The sequence below is a fragment of the Neisseria sicca genome, assembly GCF_017753665.1.
Classification (GTDB): domain Bacteria; phylum Pseudomonadota; class Gammaproteobacteria; order Burkholderiales; family Neisseriaceae; genus Neisseria; species Neisseria flava.
The window spans coordinates 1,061,799-1,077,897 of sequence record NZ_CP072524.1 but is presented as its reverse complement, the minus strand read 5'-3'; the positions used below and the strand labels follow the sequence as shown (position 1 = coordinate 1,077,897).

19 protein-coding genes and 1 pseudogene are annotated in these 16,099 nt (G+C 49.1%); 16 read left to right on the top strand and 4 right to left on the bottom strand.

The features are described 5' to 3' along the window. Positions 1 to 13 precede the first annotated feature (13 nt). Both J7445_RS05070 and J7445_RS05065 read left to right on the top strand, forming a co-directional pair. Positions 14 to 589 carry a sigma-E factor negative regulatory protein gene (locus J7445_RS05070; protein WP_244969524.1) on the top strand — a complete coding sequence of 192 codons (576 nt, stop codon included), beginning with the start codon at positions 14 to 16 and terminating at the stop codon, positions 587 to 589. 186 nt (positions 590 to 775) lie between these two features. Continuing rightward, a complete protein-coding gene (locus J7445_RS05065; protein WP_101810662.1) occupies positions 776 to 1,558 on the top strand; it encodes a TrmH family RNA methyltransferase in 783 nt (260 codons plus the stop codon). 128 nt (positions 1,559 to 1,686) lie between these two features. Here J7445_RS05065 and J7445_RS05060 read toward each other — a convergent pair whose 3' ends face one another. Beyond that, positions 1,687 to 2,859 (bottom strand): alpha-hydroxy acid oxidase, encoded by a 1,173-nt coding sequence (locus J7445_RS05060; protein WP_019271256.1) that lies wholly within the window; start codon positions 2,857 to 2,859, stop codon positions 1,687 to 1,689. Between the two features lie 356 nt (positions 2,860 to 3,215). Between J7445_RS05060 and iscR the strand changes: the two genes are divergently transcribed. From iscR to iscA, 8 genes are all read left to right on the top strand, one after another. Then, the gene (iscR, locus tag J7445_RS05055; protein WP_003757728.1) at positions 3,216 to 3,662 is read left to right on the top strand and encodes a Fe-S cluster assembly transcriptional regulator IscR; all 447 of its coding nucleotides are present in this window, start codon (positions 3,216 to 3,218) and stop codon (positions 3,660 to 3,662) included. Between the two features lie 29 nt (positions 3,663 to 3,691). Continuing rightward, the gene (locus J7445_RS05050) at positions 3,692 to 4,906 is read left to right on the top strand and encodes an IscS subfamily cysteine desulfurase (RefSeq protein ID WP_209283240.1); all 1,215 of its coding nucleotides are present in this window, start codon (positions 3,692 to 3,694) and stop codon (positions 4,904 to 4,906) included. Positions 4,907 to 4,948: 42 nt separating this feature from the next. Next, on the top strand, positions 4,949 to 5,341 hold the full coding sequence (locus J7445_RS05045) for a hypothetical protein (RefSeq protein WP_070539862.1): 393 nt from the start codon (positions 4,949 to 4,951) through the stop codon (positions 5,339 to 5,341). Positions 5,342 to 5,520: 179 nt separating this feature from the next. Further along, on the top strand, positions 5,521 to 5,649 hold the full coding sequence (locus tag J7445_RS12350; RefSeq protein ID WP_049229053.1) for a hypothetical protein: 129 nt from the start codon (positions 5,521 to 5,523) through the stop codon (positions 5,647 to 5,649). 51 nt (positions 5,650 to 5,700) lie between these two features. Next, positions 5,701 to 5,886, top strand: a complete 186-nt coding sequence (locus J7445_RS05035; protein ID WP_070492571.1) for an antitoxin VbhA family protein — start codon at positions 5,701 to 5,703, stop codon at positions 5,884 to 5,886. A gap of 195 nt (positions 5,887 to 6,081) precedes the next feature. Beyond that, the gene (gene iscU, locus J7445_RS05030) at positions 6,082 to 6,468 is read left to right on the top strand and encodes a Fe-S cluster assembly scaffold IscU (RefSeq protein WP_070492570.1); all 387 of its coding nucleotides are present in this window, start codon (positions 6,082 to 6,084) and stop codon (positions 6,466 to 6,468) included. Between the two features lie 443 nt (positions 6,469 to 6,911). Further along, positions 6,912 to 7,157, top strand: a complete 246-nt coding sequence (locus tag J7445_RS05025; protein WP_003742348.1) for a recombinase RecA — start codon at positions 6,912 to 6,914, stop codon at positions 7,155 to 7,157. Between the two features lie 68 nt (positions 7,158 to 7,225). Continuing rightward, positions 7,226 to 7,546: an iron-sulfur cluster assembly protein IscA gene (gene iscA / locus J7445_RS05020; RefSeq protein WP_070539865.1), complete on the top strand. Its 321-nt coding sequence runs from the start codon at positions 7,226 to 7,228 to the stop codon at positions 7,544 to 7,546. Here iscA and J7445_RS05015 read toward each other — a convergent pair. After that, the gene (locus J7445_RS05015; protein ID WP_209283239.1) at positions 7,506 to 7,727 is read right to left on the bottom strand and encodes an alternative ribosome-rescue factor A; all 222 of its coding nucleotides are present in this window, start codon (positions 7,725 to 7,727) and stop codon (positions 7,506 to 7,508) included. The two genes, iscA and J7445_RS05015, sit on opposite strands and share 41 nt — an antisense overlap. Before the next feature lie 82 nt (positions 7,728 to 7,809). Here J7445_RS05015 and hscB point away from each other — a divergent pair, with 82 nt between their 5' ends. The 6 genes from hscB (at position 7,810) to J7445_RS04985 (ending at position 14,397) form a co-directional block, all read left to right on the top strand. Further along, positions 7,810 to 8,310 (top strand): Fe-S protein assembly co-chaperone HscB, encoded by a 501-nt coding sequence (gene hscB, locus J7445_RS05010; RefSeq protein ID WP_019271261.1) that lies wholly within the window; start codon positions 7,810 to 7,812, stop codon positions 8,308 to 8,310. 365 nt (positions 8,311 to 8,675) lie between these two features. After that, positions 8,676 to 10,955, top strand: coding sequence for a class 1a ribonucleoside-diphosphate reductase subunit alpha (nrdA, locus tag J7445_RS05005; RefSeq protein ID WP_209283238.1), 2,280 nt, complete (start codon positions 8,676 to 8,678; stop codon positions 10,953 to 10,955). Between the two features lie 70 nt (positions 10,956 to 11,025). Next, the gene (locus tag J7445_RS05000; protein WP_209283237.1) at positions 11,026 to 11,799 is read left to right on the top strand and encodes a hypothetical protein; all 774 of its coding nucleotides are present in this window, start codon (positions 11,026 to 11,028) and stop codon (positions 11,797 to 11,799) included. Between the two features lie 103 nt (positions 11,800 to 11,902). Further along, positions 11,903 to 13,036, top strand: coding sequence for a class Ia ribonucleoside-diphosphate reductase subunit beta (gene nrdB, locus J7445_RS04995; RefSeq protein ID WP_209283236.1), 1,134 nt, complete (start codon positions 11,903 to 11,905; stop codon positions 13,034 to 13,036). Between the two features lie 119 nt (positions 13,037 to 13,155). Then, positions 13,156 to 13,458, top strand: coding sequence for a class I ribonucleotide reductase maintenance protein YfaE (yfaE, locus tag J7445_RS04990; protein ID WP_209283235.1), 303 nt, complete (start codon positions 13,156 to 13,158; stop codon positions 13,456 to 13,458). Between the two features lie 111 nt (positions 13,459 to 13,569). After that, entirely contained in the window at positions 13,570 to 14,397 is an 828-nt protein-coding gene (locus J7445_RS04985) for an NMB0938 family lipoprotein (RefSeq protein ID WP_209283234.1), read from the top strand. 128 nt (positions 14,398 to 14,525) lie between these two features. Here J7445_RS04985 and J7445_RS12500 read toward each other — a convergent pair. Together J7445_RS12500 and J7445_RS04980 are read right to left on the bottom strand one after the other, a co-directional pair. After that, positions 14,526 to 14,588, bottom strand: a pseudogene (locus J7445_RS12500) (transposase); the annotation flags it as partial. Between the two features lie 120 nt (positions 14,589 to 14,708). Next, positions 14,709 to 16,004 (bottom strand): NAD(P)/FAD-dependent oxidoreductase, encoded by a 1,296-nt coding sequence (locus J7445_RS04980; protein WP_209283233.1) that lies wholly within the window; start codon positions 16,002 to 16,004, stop codon positions 14,709 to 14,711. Positions 16,005 to 16,099 lie beyond the last annotated feature (95 nt).

Below are 16,099 nucleotides of genomic sequence, written 5' to 3'. Positions count from 1 at the left end.
AATGGTAATAACTATGAACACAACACACGAATATATCTCCATGTTGATGGATAACGACGATGTATCTGAAGAGATGCTTGATCGTCTGTTGTCCGACGATGCCGCTGCCGAAGCGTGGTACGAGTACCATCTGATTGGCGATTGCATGCGCTATAAAGCAGGTACGGGGCGTGATGCGGATTTCATGCAAAGCGCGGCATTTACCGCTACGCTTGCGGAAATCAGCGAAGAACACAAACAGCGTCATGAAGCCGAAGTTGCCGCTGTGATGCCTGTTGTTAAGGAAGTACAGGCTGCGAACAGTTCCTTCTTCAAATCCTTCGCCGTCGCCGCCAGCGTGGCAGCGGTTGCCGTCGCCGTATGGCAATTCGGTCCGCAAGTGAAGGGCGAATCTGCAGGCATGGTTGCGGAAAAAGCCGTTGAAACCAAAAACCAGCAGGAAAATATCGTACCCGTAGCCGCCAATCCGACAGCGAAAAATGCTTCGGACGCTGTGGTAATGCCTGAATCTGCAAAGAATGATAAAGGTGTGAGTCAGACTACGGTTCGAACTGAAATGCAGGTTCAACAGGACTCCGCCGTTCATTAAACTGCATAGAGATACAGATTTCCATCAAGTAGAGAAATCCCTTCCCGAGCTATTCGGGCAGGGGTTTTATTTTTGAACGGATGCATCTTGAGGTCGTCTGAAAAAACGGTTTGAAAAAAGTCGAACGGTATCGTGCGGCTGCCTTTCTGTATCCTTTTTATTTGAATCCGCTATATAATGCGCCACATGAAATCAATTACCTCCGCGCAAAACGAGCAGCTCAAGCATTTGTCCAAGCTGCTGACACAATCTAAAGCACGCCGGGAATATGGACAAACCGTGTTGGAAGGCGTGCATCTTTCGCAGGTCTATTTAGAGGCGGGGTACACGCCCAAACAAGTGTATTTGCCCGAAAGTAAAAACACGCATCCTGAAATCCGAAATTTAATCAGCAGCTTGGACGAAGATGGTATTACTTGGGTCGGAAACGAAGCCTTGTCTAAAATTACCAGTCTGAACGATGCTGATGATGTGATGACTTGGATAGGGATTCCGCCGCAACGGGATTTGCCTTTAAGCGGCGACTGCGTGGTGTTGGATAGACTGCAAGACCCCGGTAATGTCGGTACGGTTTTACGCAGTGCGGCAGCTTCGGGCGTCAAGCAGATTGTGTTGGGTAATGACTGCGTCGATATTTGGTCGCCTAAGGTATTGCGTGCGGGTATGGGGGCGCATTTTCTGCTGGATATATACAGCCGCGTTTCCCTACTGCAATGGCTGGATACTTATCAGGACAAAATATGGGCGACCGCTTTGGACGGGCGCAACCCTTCCGATTTGTACCAACTGGATTTAAACGCTCCTTGCGCTTGGGTTTTCGGCAATGAAGGCAGCGGCGTGAGTCGGGAAATTTTGGAAAAAGTCGATGGCAGCGTCAGAATCCCGATGCTGGGACAGACCGAGTCGTTAAACGTCGCCATGGCGGCGACTGTATGCCTTTTCGAGCAAATGCGCCAACGCATTGCGTAAGAACTTTCAGACGACCGGTCAGTTTAGGAGAAACCCAATTAAGGTCGTCTGAAAACCTTATCTTCTGCAAACTCAAAACACCAAACCGGCGATATCTGTTTAACCGCCGGTTTGGTGTTTAAAAGCAATCAGAATTTGTCATTCGGCCAGCGTGTGCTTTGCAGAATGCTTGCGTCAACGTCTTGAATATTGCGATGGCCTGTGAACGCCATGGAGACGTCCATTTCCTTATACAGGATTTCCAGCGCGCGGGTAACGCCTTCTTCGCCGTATGCGCCCAAGCCGTAGAGGAACGCGCGGCCTATCATCGTGCCTTTTGCGCCCAAAGCCCATGCTTTGAGGATGTCCTGACCGCTGCGGATGCCGCTGTCCATCCACACTTCGATGTCGCTGCCGACTGCGCTGACGATGTCGGGCAAGGCTTTGATCGAGGATACGGTATCGTCGAGCTGGCGGCCGCCGTGGTTAGAAACGACCAATGCGTCCGCGCCGCTTTTCGCTGCTTTTTCCGCATCTTCAGGTTCCATAATGCCTTTGATAATCAGCTTGCCGCCCCACAAATCTTTAATGCGTGCGACGTCGTCCCAGCTCAGGCGCGGGTCGAATTGTTCGGACGTCCAAGAAGACAGCGAAGACAAATCGCCGACGTTTTTGGCGTGTCCGACGATGTTGCGGAACGTGCGGCGTTCCGTGTTCAGCATTTTCATGCACCATTCGGGTTTAGTTGCCAGATTGATTAAATTGGCGATGGTTGGTTTCGGCGGAGCGGACAGACCGTTTTTGATGTCTTTGTGGCGTTGCCCCAAAACCTGCAAGTCGGCGGTCAAAACCAACGCCGAACATTTGGCATCTTTCGCGCGCTTAATCAGGTTTTCCATAAACTCGCGGTCGCGCATCACATAAAGCTGAAACCAAAACGGCGCGCTGGTGTTTTCGGCAACGTCTTCAATCGAGCAGATGGACATGGTGGACAAAGTAAACGGAATGCCGAACTTCTCCGCCGCACGCGCCGCCAAGATTTCGCCGTCGGCGTGCGCCATGCCGGTAAAGCCCGTCGGCGCAATCGCCACCGGCATCTTCACATCCTGACCGATCATTTTGGTTTCCAAGCTGCGACCTTCCATATTGACCAATACCTTTTGTCGGAAGCGGATGTCTTTGAAATCCGAAGTGTTTTCACGGTAGGTGGTTTCCGTCCAAGAACCTGAATCGATGTAATCGTAAAACATGCGCGGCATCTTGCGCTTGGCGACAAGGCGCAGGTCTTCGATGCAGGTCATTTTGCTCAAATCGCGTTTCATTGTTGATTGCCTCTGTTAAGGGGTTGCTTATACTATGGCGTGGGTCGTCTGAAACGGGTAGGGCGTTTTCAGACGACCTTTTGGAATACCATAATGATTTAGTATGAATTAGATAATCTATATCAATCGCAATTATAAAGCAAATGGTTTTAACCCTGCCAAAAGCAGGGTAATAGCACTTTTCAGACGACCTCAGCTTCAAGTTTCAGATAAAAAAGAGAAATCTTTAGGGAGATAAAAATCAATTCGCCCAGCCATTTAAACAAACAATCGGAAGATGTCTGAATATACTTGACTGAATCACTCAGATATTAGACAATCGCACCACTATAAAAAAGCCGACACAGGCAACTACCATGAGACTGACCACAAAAGGGCGTTTTGCCGTTACCGCCATGATCGATTTGGCGATGAACGCGCAAACCGGCGCTGTCAAACTCAGCGCCATCAGCGAACGCCAAAGCATTTCGCTTTCTTATCTCGAACAACTATTCAGCAAACTGCGGCGTGCCGGGCTGGTCGAAAGCCTGCGCGGCCCCGGCGGTGGCTACATCCTCGCCGCCCCTCCCGCACAAATCAATATCGCCCAAATCATTTCCGCCGCCGAAGATAAGCTGGACGCCACCCAATGCAGCAGCAAAGCCAACTGCCACCACGGCGCGCCCTGCCTGACGCACGACCTTTGGGAAAACCTGAACAAAACCATCAACGATTACCTCAGCAGCGTTACCCTGCAAAGCATCATCGAACAGAAAAACAGCGATGACGGCAGCCAAGTCATCCAATTTACACATATCCATTAAGTACATTACAGAAAAAGAAAGAGCAAACCATGACCGTCAAAACCCCCGTTTATCTCGACTACGCCGCCACCACCCCCGTTGACAAACGCGTTGCCGAAAAAATGATTCCCTATCTGACCGAAACCTTCGGCAACCCCGCTTCCAACAGCCACGCATTCGGCTGGGAAGCAGAAGAGGCCGTCGAAAAAGCCCGCGCCGACATCGCCGCGCTGATTAACGCCGACCCCAAAGAAATCATCTTCACCAGCGGCGCAACCGAGTCCGACAACCTCGCCATCAAAGGCGCGGCAAACTTCTACAAAACCAAAGGCAAACACCTCATCACCGTCAAAACCGAACACAAAGCCGTGCTCGACACCATGCGCGAACTCGAACGCCAAGGCTTTGAAGTAACCTACCTCGGCGTGCAGGAAAACGGTTTGATTGATTTGGAAGAACTCAAAGCCGCCATCCGCGACGACACCATCCTGATTTCCGTAATGTGGGTGAACAACGAAATCGGCGTGGTGCAAGACATTCCCGCCATCGGCGCAATCTGCCGCGAACGCAAAATCATCTTCCACGTCGATGCCGCCCAAGCCTGCGGCAAAGTGCCTGTTGACGTAGAGGCCGCCAAAATCGACCTGCTGTCCATGTCCGGTCATAAAGTGTACGGTCCCAAAGGCATCGGCGCGCTGTACGTCCGCCGCAAACCCCGCGTCCGCCTCGAAGCCCAAATGCACGGCGGTGGCCACGAACGCGGTTTCCGCAGCGGCACCCTGCCGACCCATCAAATCGTCGGCATGGGCGAAGCCTTCCGCATCGCCAAAGAAGAACTCGAGCAAGACATGGCGCACTACCGCAAACTGCGCGACATCTTCCTCAAAGGCATCGAAGGCATCGAAGAAGTCTATATCAACGGCGACCTCGAACACCGCGCCCCGAACAACTTGAACGTCAGCTTCAACTTCGTCGAAGGCGAAAGCCTGATTATGGCGGTCAAAGAACTCGCCGTATCCAGCGGCTCCGCCTGTACTTCTGCCAGCCTTGAGCCAAGCTACGTCCTGCGCGCGCTCGGCCGCAACGACGAACTGGCGCACTCATCCCTGCGCATTACCTTCGGCCGCATGACCACCGAAGAAGAAGTGCAATTCGCCGCAGAACTGATCAAATCCAAAATCGGCAAACTGCGCGAACTGTCGCCGCTGTGGGAAATGTTCAAAGACGGGATTGATTTGAACTCGATTGAATGGGCGGCGCATTAAAAGCAGCCTGCACTCAAAAAACCATCACGAAAAGAGCAATTTATGCTGGGTTGGTGGATAAGCGTTTTCAGCGATGCAGACAGGCAAGAGCCACATCTCATTGCCTCGTGGGAGTGTGGCGTTTCCGGTTTGGACTGGCTGGATGAACTTTGCAAAGAAGGACGCGCCGTGCAGACCGAGAACAAAGGCGGCTATCCCGATGTGTACCAAACGCAGGCGCGGCACGTCGCCCCGTGGCTGCTAGACGGTAAAATCTCGCCGCAGGGCGATGCGTCGCATGGAAACTCCACGCCTGTTTTTATGGAAGACGACAAGGGCGAAACCGTGCTGACGCAGTCATACGGTTACCGTCCGTTGGAACTGCGCCGCCCCGAATTGCTGCGCGCACTGCCGCCCGAAGCGGTTTTGACGATACAGGTATTTGATTTGAGCTAAAGCATCCGTTTTCAGCAAGCGTAGGTTGGGTTGAAAACCCAACAAACCTATCAATCTACCCGAAATGTTGGGTTTAACAACCAAACCTACCTAATAAATAAAAAAGGTCGTCTGAAAATCCTTAAAGACCTTTTCAGACGCCCTAAAAGCCACCACATTAAAATCAAGGATACAAAACCATGAACGAACAAGATTTAGATTTGGATAATCTCGACAACCTGCTTGAAGATTTTGACGGCGTTACCGTAGAGGGCGGCGTCGATTTGGAAAACGACGACGGCTGCGAAGGCGGCGCGTGCAAAATCTAAAGACGGCAGGGGTCGTCTGAAATATTGTTCGTAAGCAAAATAAGCAATCCCATGTCCCTACAAATTCAGGAACAGCATCATTTGCCGCAAACGACGCATTCCATTATCGGCTCATGGCGGATGGAGCAGTTGAACATCAGCCTGGAGACCATACATGATATGCAGCGTCTGGTGGAAGGCAAAATCGGTTTGGATGAGGCTTTGGCTGGCATCAAACAAAGAATGGCGGAAAAATGAGCAAATACGGCAGAGAAGGCATTATCTATTGTATCGGCAAAATATCTCTGCCGAACAAATGATTCAAGCCTGTATTCAGGCATACCATGCCGATAGCAGTTTATTGGCACGATTAATTTTAGACAATTTAGAACAATCGTCTTTTTCAGACGACTAAAACATCAACAAACCACGATATTTTAAGGAAACCACATCATGGCATACAGCGATAAAGTAATCGACCACTACGAAAACCCCCGCAACGTCGGTACTTTCGATAAAAACGACGAATCTGTCGGCACCGGCATGGTCGGCGCGCCTGCTTGCGGCGACGTGATGCGCCTGCAAATCAAAGTGAACGACGAAGGCATCATCGAAGATGCGAAATTTAAAACTTACGGCTGCGGCTCCGCCATCGCTTCTTCCAGCCTGATTACCGAGTGGGTCAAAGGCAAAAGCTTGGATGACGCGCTGGCAATCAAAAACAGCGAAATCGCCGAAGAATTGGAACTGCCACCGGTAAAAATCCACTGCTCCATCTTGGCTGAAGATGCGGTAAAAGCGGCTGTTGCCGACTATCGCAAACGTCAGGAAAGCAAATAACCCGATTCGGTTGGCGCTTTGTCGGCGGACGTTTGTAGGATTTCTGAAAGCCCTAGTGTTTTCCGAAAAACAAAACCGACGACTTGTTCCCTCTCTCGTGAAGAAGAAGGTAAGGACACGGAAACTTAATCCTTTTGAAGTTGTCGCCAAATTTGAGACTGCCTGCCAATCTATTCCCTCTCCCCGCGGGAGAGGGTTAGGGAGAGGGCGATAAGCCGTAGGCTTATATTTAGTCAATACGCCTGCAAAATCAAAGGAGACGACATGCCTTCTCTCGTGAAGAAGAGGGTGAGGGCACAGAAACTTAATCGTTTGGAAGTTGCCGCCAAATTTGGGACTGCCTGCCAATCTATCCCCTCTCCCCGCGGGAGAGGGTTAGGGAGAGGGCAATAAGCCGCAGGCTTATATTTAGTCGATACGCCTGCAAAATAAAAGGAGACAACATGCCTTTTACCGATGAAGAAGCCCAATCCCTGCTTGCCGTCAAAGGCATAGGCAAAACCGTATTGCAGCGTTTGCAGCAAATGGGTTTGGATGATGTTGCCACGCTGGCGGCAGCAGATTTGGAAGACATTTTGGAACAAGGAGCAAAACTGACCGGCTCGACCTGTTGGAAAAACAGTCCGCAGGCAAAAGCTGCCGTTTCCGCCGCGATAGAGTGGGCAAAACAGCGTTTTCAGACGACCTGAAAGGCAATAGGTCGTCTGAAAATGAAAGCAGGCAAAATAAGACAATAATTGCGAATAAGGAAAGAAGCATGATTACCATCACAGAAAACGCAGCCAAACACATCAACAGCTACCTGACCAAGCGTGGCAAAGGCTTGGGCGTGCGCTTGGGGGTAAAAACCAGCGGCTGCTCGGGCATGGCGTATAACCTTGAATTTGTCGATGAAGTGAACGACGACGACCTGATTTTTGAAGAACACGGCGCCCGCATCTATATCGACCCGAAAAGTTTGGTTTATCTGGACGGCACCCAAGTCGATTACACCAAAGAAGGTTTGCAGGAAGGTTTCAAATTTGAAAACCCGAACGTCAAAGACTCTTGCGGCTGCGGCGAGAGCTTTCACGTTTAAGACAAAAAAGTGGCGGGACAGTATCAAAACCGTCCCGCCATTTTTTCGCTTCCTGTCTGTTGTAGCTGCCTTTGCCTTTTCTTTTTCGTTCGACCTTGTGTCGGAACAAATCAGATTTCACTAAGGCTTTTAAAGCATTGTCGTGTATTTTGCCTTTATTGTGCTGCACTTTACTGCTCATATTCAGTCCTTTGGGTTAAGAGTCGGCGGATTATAAGGCAAAATCAGGTTTCTGCCGAAAATTTCACATTAATTATTCCGCCATGTCTCAATATTTCACACTTTTCCAGCTTGAACCCGCTTTCGATATCGACGCCGAAAACTTAGAACAAACCTACCGCACCTTGGCGGCACGTTTCCATCCCGACAAATTCGCGTCCGCTTCCGCCTTTGAACAAAAGCAGGCAGTGATGATGTCTTCCACCATCAACGATGCCTACCGTACTTTGAAAAATCCCATCGACCGCGCCGCGTACCTTCTGAAAGCGCAGGGCATTGATGCCGATGCGCCGGAGCATACCTCTTTCGCACCCGAATTTCTCATGCAGCAAATGGAATGGCGCGAAACGCTGATGGATGCGCAAATGGAGCAAAACAACGAAGCCCTGCGCGCTTTGGATCAAGAAATCAGCGGCGAACAAGACAAGCTGTATCAAGATTTGCGGACGGCCTTTGCAGCGAAAGATCACGAAGCCGCCGCCCAATGGGTGCGCCACGGCAGGTTTTTAAACAAACTGCGCAACGAAATCGCCGCCGCATTGTAAGATTGAAGACAAAGCTTTTGAGCGAATCTAAAAGGTCGTCTGAAAACCGGAATAAGGTTTCAGACGACCTTTGTTACTTATTTCATCATGTTGTATGCCATTATATTTTCAAAATTTAACACAAATCCGAATTTGCCTTATTTCATAAGCGCATAGCCGTATGAGGGTTTTGATGCCGAAAAACACGTCTTCGCGGTAAGGCTTGAATCATAGGGAAAGAGGTCGTCTGAAAGAAAATTGGGAAAAGCACGATTTCAAAACAGCGACCTTGTCAAGACTAGATAAGCAACGAAAAATACACTATATTGTGCCACTCGATATTAATACCTACTGTATCTTGTGTTTCAGGATGGAGAAAACTGACGATGAATGCACCGACTGATTTGAAAGTAACCAAGCGCGACGGACGTTTGGAAAATCTCGACTTAGACAAAATCCACCGCGTCGTTACTTGGGCGGCGGAAGGCTTGAAAAACGTTTCCGTATCGCAGGTCGAGCTCAAATCGCACATCCAGTTTTACAACGGTATCCGCACCGACGACATCCACGAAACCATCATCAAGGCAGCTGCCGACCTGATTTCGCAGGATACGCCCGACTATCAATATCTCGCCGCGCGTCTGGCGATTTTCCACCTGCGCAAAATCGCTTACGGCGAGTTCGAACCGCCGCACCTGTTCGACCACGTTAAAAAACTCACCGATGCGGGCAAATACGACCGCCACATCATCGAAGATTACAGCCGCGAAGAGTTTGACGAGCTGAACGCCTATATCGACCACAGCCGCGACATGACCTTCTCCTACGCTGCCGTGAAGCAGCTCGAAGGCAAATATCTGGTGCAGAACCGCGTTACCCGCCAGATTTATGAAACGCCGCAGTTCTTATACATTTTGGTGGCGATGTGCCTCTTCAGCAAATACCCGAAAGAGACCCGTTTGGACTACGTCAAACGTTTTTACGACGCCGTTTCTACGTTTAAAGTATCGCTGCCGACCCCGATTATGAGCGGCGTGCGCACGCCTACGCGCCAGTTCTCAAGCTGCGTATTGATTGAATGCGACGACAGTCTGGATTCCATCAATGCCACCACCAGCGCGATTGTGAAATATGTTTCCCAACGTGCGGGCATCGGCATTAACGCCGGACGCATTCGCGGTTTGGGCAGCGAAATTCGTGGCGGCGAAGCGCAACACACCGGCTGCATTCCGTTTTTCAAAATGTTCCAAGCGGCGGTCAAATCCTGCTCGCAAGGCGGCGTACGCGGCGGCGCGGCAACTTTGTTCTACCCCTTGTGGCACATCGAAGCCGAAAGCCTGTTGGTATTGAAAAACAACCGCGGCGTGGAAGACAACCGCATCCGCCAGCTGGACTACGGCGTGCAAATCAACCGCCTGCTGTACACCCGCCTGATTAAAGGCGGCAACATCACGCTGTTCTCGCCCAACGAAGTCCCCGGTCTGTACGACGCGTTCTTTGCCGACCAGGATGAATTCGAGCGTCTTTACACGAAATACGAGCAAGACCCAAACATCCGCAAACGTACCTTGTCGGCTACCGATTTGTTCTCCACGCTGATGCAGGAACGCGCCGGAACAGGACGCATCTACATCCAAAACGTTGACCACTGCAACACGCACAGCCCGTTTGACCCGCGCGTCGCCCCCGTTCACCAGTCCAACTTGTGCATGGAAATTGCCCTGCCGACCAAACCGCTGGACAACATCAACGACCCGAATGGCGAAATCGCCCTGTGTACCCTTTCTGCCTTTAACTTGGGCGCATTAAACAGCTTGGATGAGCTGGAAGGGCTTGCCGATTTGACCGTGCGCGCACTCGATGCTTTGTTGGATTATCAAGACTATCCGGTCGAAGCCGCCCGCACCGCGACCATGAACCGCCGCACGCTCGGCATCGGCGTCATCAACTACGCCTACTATTTGGCGAAAAACGGCGTCCGTTACAGCGATGATTCCGCGCTTGGTCTGACCCACCGCACCTTTGAAGCCATGCAGTATTACCTGCTCAAAGCATCGGTAAACCTTGCCAAAGAATACGGCGCATGCCCGCTGTTCAACCAAACCGTTTACTCGCAAGGCAAACTGCCTATCGATACCTACAAAAAAGACTTGGATGCCGTATGCAGCGAGCCTTTGCACTACGACTGGGAAAGCCTGCGCGCCGACATCGTCAAATACGGCCTACGCAACTCTACCCTGACCGCACTCATGCCGTCTGAAACCAGCTCGCAAATTGCCAACGCCACCAACGGCATCGAGCCTCCTCGTGGCCTGGTCAGCGTTAAAGCATCAAAAGACGGTATTTTGAAACAAGTCGTACCGGAATTTGAAACCCTGAAAGATGCCTACGAAACCCTGTGGCAGCTTCCTGGCAACGAAGGCTACCTGAAACTCGTCGGCGTAATGCAAAAATTCGTCGATCAATCGATTTCTGCCAATACCGCCTACGACCCGAACAAATTTGAAGGCAGCAAAGTTTCCATGAAACAAATGCTCAAAGACCTGCTGACCGCCTATAAATACGGTGTCAAAACCCTGTACTACCATAACACCCGAGACGGCGCGGACGATACGCAGGCCGATATTCAAGATGACGGCTGCGCTGGTGGGGCTTGTAAGATTTGACAATGGGAGATTTCAGACGATCTTTAGAGTTTAAAAGGTCGTCTGAAAATAAAACAAAGGATGGAAGAAAGTGTCTAATGCTTATTATGATAATCCAGCACAAAGATTATTGAAAATTATTAAAAAAGCTAAAGGAGTTTCATCACTTCGTACTTCAAGAGGTGCGTGGATGGAGATTTTAAATTTAACTAATGATGAAGCTAGTGATCGTAATATTCTATTTTCGATTAGCAAAGTTATAAATTTAATTGAGGAGATTAATAACTATTTCCAAGTAAATGAACCTGACTATATCGAGCATTGTCAGAATTGGATGGAAAACATATTGTTTTTTCTTGGTAAATCGGTAGAGTTAGATAGACAATGGGGTGATGTCATTTGTTATTTAGATGAAAATATGACTTCATATCTTTATTCTTCTGTTAAGATTATTGATGCTAATTTTGAAAAAAATCAACTTTCATTTTTGAGAAAAATTGATGAAAGTGAACTAATTGAAATAAATAATTCTATAAAAAGCATATATCAGGACATATTAATTTCTGAAAATATAGAAGACAATGTTAAGTCTTCTATTCTAAAATATCTTTTGCGTCTTATTGAATCCATTGATCAATATGCAATTACTGGTTCTGAAGCTATTATCGAAGTCCTAGAAAATACTGTTGGTCATATGTATTTCAACCATGAATATAAAGAATTCATGAGCAATACAGAAACTGGTAAGAATCTCCTTTCTAAGATGGGAGAAATTGCAAAAAAAGTTACCTGTTTTACGGGGATTTTAGAGTTAGCTAATAAGAGTTTTGAATTAATTGAAAATATTAAAGATTTAAATAATTGATAAGTAAGTATGTTTTAGATAAAAGAGATAAATTTCACAATATTAATATTACCATTTTAAGTTAATCTAAAAAGAGTTCCCCATGTCCTGCGAACATCTAGTCATGTCATACAGCACCTTTTCCAAAACCAAAAACGATGCGCTGAAAGAGCCGATGTTTTTTGGTCAGCCGGTGAATGTTGCCCGTTATGACCAGCAGAAATACGAAGTATTTGAAAAACTGATCGAAAAACAATTATCTTTCTTCTGGCGTCCGGAAGAAATCGACGTGTCGCGCGACCGTATCGACTACGCCAATCTGCCCGAACACGAAAAACATATTTTCATTAGCAATCTGAAATACCAAACCCTGCTCGATTCGATCCAAGGCCGCAGCCCGAATGTTGCATTCTTGCCTTTGGTGTCCATTCCCGAGCTGGAAACGTGGATTGAAACGTGGAGCTTCAGCGAAACCATCCACTCGCGCAGTTACACTCACATCATCCGCAATATCGTGAATGATCCTTCAGTCGTGTTCGATGATATTGTGCAAAACAAATACATCATCGCCCGCGCCGAAGACATTGCCTGCTATTACGATGATTTAATCGAATACACCCAGTATTACAACCTGTTAGGTGAAGGGACGCACAATGTCGGCGGCAAGCTCGTTACTGTGTCTTTGCGCGAGTTGAAGAAAAAACTCTATCTCTGCCTGATGTGCGTCAATGTGTTGGAAGCCATCCGTTTCTACGTCTCATTCGCCTGCTCGTTCGCTTTTGCCGAGCGCGAGTTGATGGAAGGCAACGCCAAAATCATCAAACTGATTGCCCGCGACGAAGCCCTGCACCTGACCAGCACCCAGCATATGCTCAACCTGATGCGCGCCGGTGCCGACGATCCTGAAATGGCGGAAATCGCCGTCGAATTGCAGGACGAATGTTTCAAACTCTTCAAAAAAGCGGCGGAACAGGAAAAAGAATGGGCGGCCTATCTGTTTAAAGACGGTTCGATGATTGGTCTGAACAAGGAAATTTTGGCGCAATACGTCGAATACATTACTAACCTACGTATGCAGGCGGTCGGTTTGCCCGCCGGATTCGAAGGTGCTACCCAAAACCCGATTCCGTGGATTAACGCGTGGCTGTCGTCCGACAACGTGCAGGTTGCGCCGCAGGAAGTGGAAATTTCTTCTTACTTAATCGGTCAGATTGATTCGGAAGTCAGCGCGGACGATTTGGGCGATTTCGAACTGTAATCAAATTCGGCGGTTTTTCCGCATTTCCATCATCAGAGGTCGTCTGAACAGGTGTAGAAACGAAATCAAAGATTTCGGTTACACCGTGCAGACGGCCTTTCCCGCTTAAACAGATAACAATGGCACTCATCAGTACACACGACAAAACCTTCGAGCTTCAAGAAGGCGAAACCTTATTGGAGGGCTTGGAGCGCACCGGCCACGAGGTGGAATACCAGTGCCGCAGCGGTTATTGCGGTTCTTGCCGTGTCAAGATATTGGACGGTAGGGTGTCCTACGACGATTTCCCGCTCGCCTTTGTTGCGCCCGGTGAGATTCTGCCGTGTTGCTGTCGGGTAAATGAGGATATTAAGGTTGATTGCCGCGTTCGGATGAGTGAACCGGATTTGTTTGATGTTAGCTTGTTTGATGAGCAGGAATAACTTTAATTGATTAGATTGGTAGTGGATTCGAATAGGGATATGAGTGTTTTTATTTGAATCTATCAACTAACTGATTTTTATATTTTAAATACACATTACTGGAAATATAGAATGATCAAAAACAATACATCCCAATTTTTCTTATTATTCGTCGCCGTCTTATTGGTGGCTTGCTCTCCTGACAAACAGGATAAGGTAAAAGAATCTGTCGTTTCTGCACCTTTATCTTCTGTTTCCGAGAAATCCAATACAAATGATAAGACCGTAGAAACGGACATAAACAAAGTAGAAAGCGCACCTTCTTCAAATTGTACCAACCTGCATCAGATTGACGGCATTGATGATTTTGTCCGTCAGGTTGCCGAGAATATCGATTCCAGTTGTTTGTTTGAACGCAGCCCTAAAGAACTGGCGGCGACTTGGGGTATTCCCGGCGGAGATGATCCTCTGACTCAGGCAATGTTTCCTGATATTGATGCGGATGACCCTGAAAATGTTAATAAAGTGATAGAAGCTATTGATCAGATGGCAAAAGGGGAGCGAAGCTATGATGAGCAGGTGATAGAACCGCTAGTTCAAGAGATGAAGGCACTCAGGCAGCAGAATACTTTGGTTTTATCAATAGGCAGTCATACGAGCCAAGGTTCAAATCAGCCGCTGAGAATAACGCGTAATTTCGGCATAGAAGCAACGCCGGAATATCTCAAGAAACACGGCAGCGGGTTTGGCGGCAGTTTTCAAAACATCAGCCGGTTGCCTGAATATTTAAAAGCGCGCGGGAAGATTTTTGAAGCGCAACGGGTATTCCGCCTTTTCAACCGCGACCGCAGCCCTGATAAGCCTTATCTGGAAATTGTGTTTGACGAAAGCGGGAAAATCGTTTCGATTACCGTATATGAGAATGTTTCCAATCCGGCAAGCGGGATTCATTTGATGTAATGGATTTGGAACACAAACGGAGAGGGTGGGAATCTATAGTGGATTAACTTTAAACCAGTACGGCGTTGCCTCGCCTTAGCTCAAAGAGAACGATTCTCTAAGGTGCTGAAGCACCAAGTGAATCGGTTCCGTACTATCTGTACTGTCTGCGGCTTCGTCGCCTTGTCCCGATTTAAATTTAATCCACTATAAAATCACGAGCGTTCGTTGAGCATTTGATGCGATAGCAGTTTGAATCGAAAAGGTCGTCTGAAACCTGAATCGGGTTTTCAGACGACCTTTTATTTGTGTGGTTGAGCTTAACCAAATACTTAACGGCTGTCTTTCCATTGGTAATATTTCGAGCCGAGGAAGGAGCCGAGTTTGCGCAGGAAAGGTTGGGTAATGATGCTTGGGTGTTTGAGTTTTTCAAACGGTTTCAGACGACCATCGTCGCCCATGATGGCTTCGGCGATGGCAAGGCCTGCTATGCCGGTAATTGCCATGCCGTGTCCGGAATAGCCTTGTGCATAGTAGATATTGGGGGCGAGTCTGCCGAAGTGGGGCGCGAGGTTGGTGGTGATGTCGCATTCGCCGCCCCATGAATGTTCGATTTTGACATCGGCAAGCTGGGGGAAGACTTTGAGCATGTCCTGGCGAACAAGCTCGGTCATGCGGTCGGGGTCGTCGATGAACTCGTTGTCTTTGCCGCCGAAGAGCAGGCGGCCGTCGGAACTGAGGCGGTAGTAGTCGAGGACGTGGCGGTTGTCGCAGACGGCCATGTTGTTGCGGATGAGTTCTTTGGCGCGTTCGCCCAGCGGTTCGGTGGCGATGATGAAGGTGCTGACGGCGATGGCTTTTTTTTCCAACGGCTTGAATTTTTGATGCAAACCGGCGTAAGTGTTGACGGCATACACGAGGTTTTGGCATTCGATGCTGCCGTCCGGGGTATGGACGAGCCAGTTGCCTTGATAGGATTCGATACGGGTCATCGGGGACTGTTCGAAAATCTGCGCGCCTGCTTCGGCAGCGGCGCGGGCGATGCCCAGGGTATAGTTGAGCGGATGGAGGTGGCCGGAATGTGGGTCGAACTGTGCGCCTAAGTACATATCGCTGGCAAGTTGTTGCTTGAGCGTGGCTTTATCCCAGAGTTGGTAATGGGTAGCGCCGTAATGTTGTCGGGCGTGTTCATGCCATTGTTGCAATTCTTCCCAATGCTGCGGGCGGATGGCGACAGTAGCATAGCCGCGCTGCCAGTCGCAGGCGATTTGATATTTTTTAACCCGTTCGTCAACGAGTTCGACGGCTTGCAGGGATTGCTGCCAAAACCAGCGGGCTTGTTCCAAGCCGACTTGTTTTTCGATTTCTTCCATGCCGCAGGCGTAATCGCTGATGACTTGCCCGCCGCTGCGCCCTGATGCGCCGAAGCCGATGCGGGCGGCTTCGAGTACGGTTACTTCGCGTCCGTTTTCGGCAAGGGGAAGTGCGGTGCAAAGTCCTGTCAATCCGCCGCCGATGACGCAGGTCTCAGTTTTCAGACGACCTTCAAGCTTGGGATAAGCGGCGTGGGTATTGATGGTGCTGAAATAATAGGAGGGAAGGTATTCTTTCAAATTGGGATGAATCATGGGGTAATGCTTTGTGTGGTTTCAGATGACCTTTGGAGGGTAGTTGAGGGTCGTCTGAAAAGTTGTCAAACAGGTTGTGTGAAGAAAACAGGCTG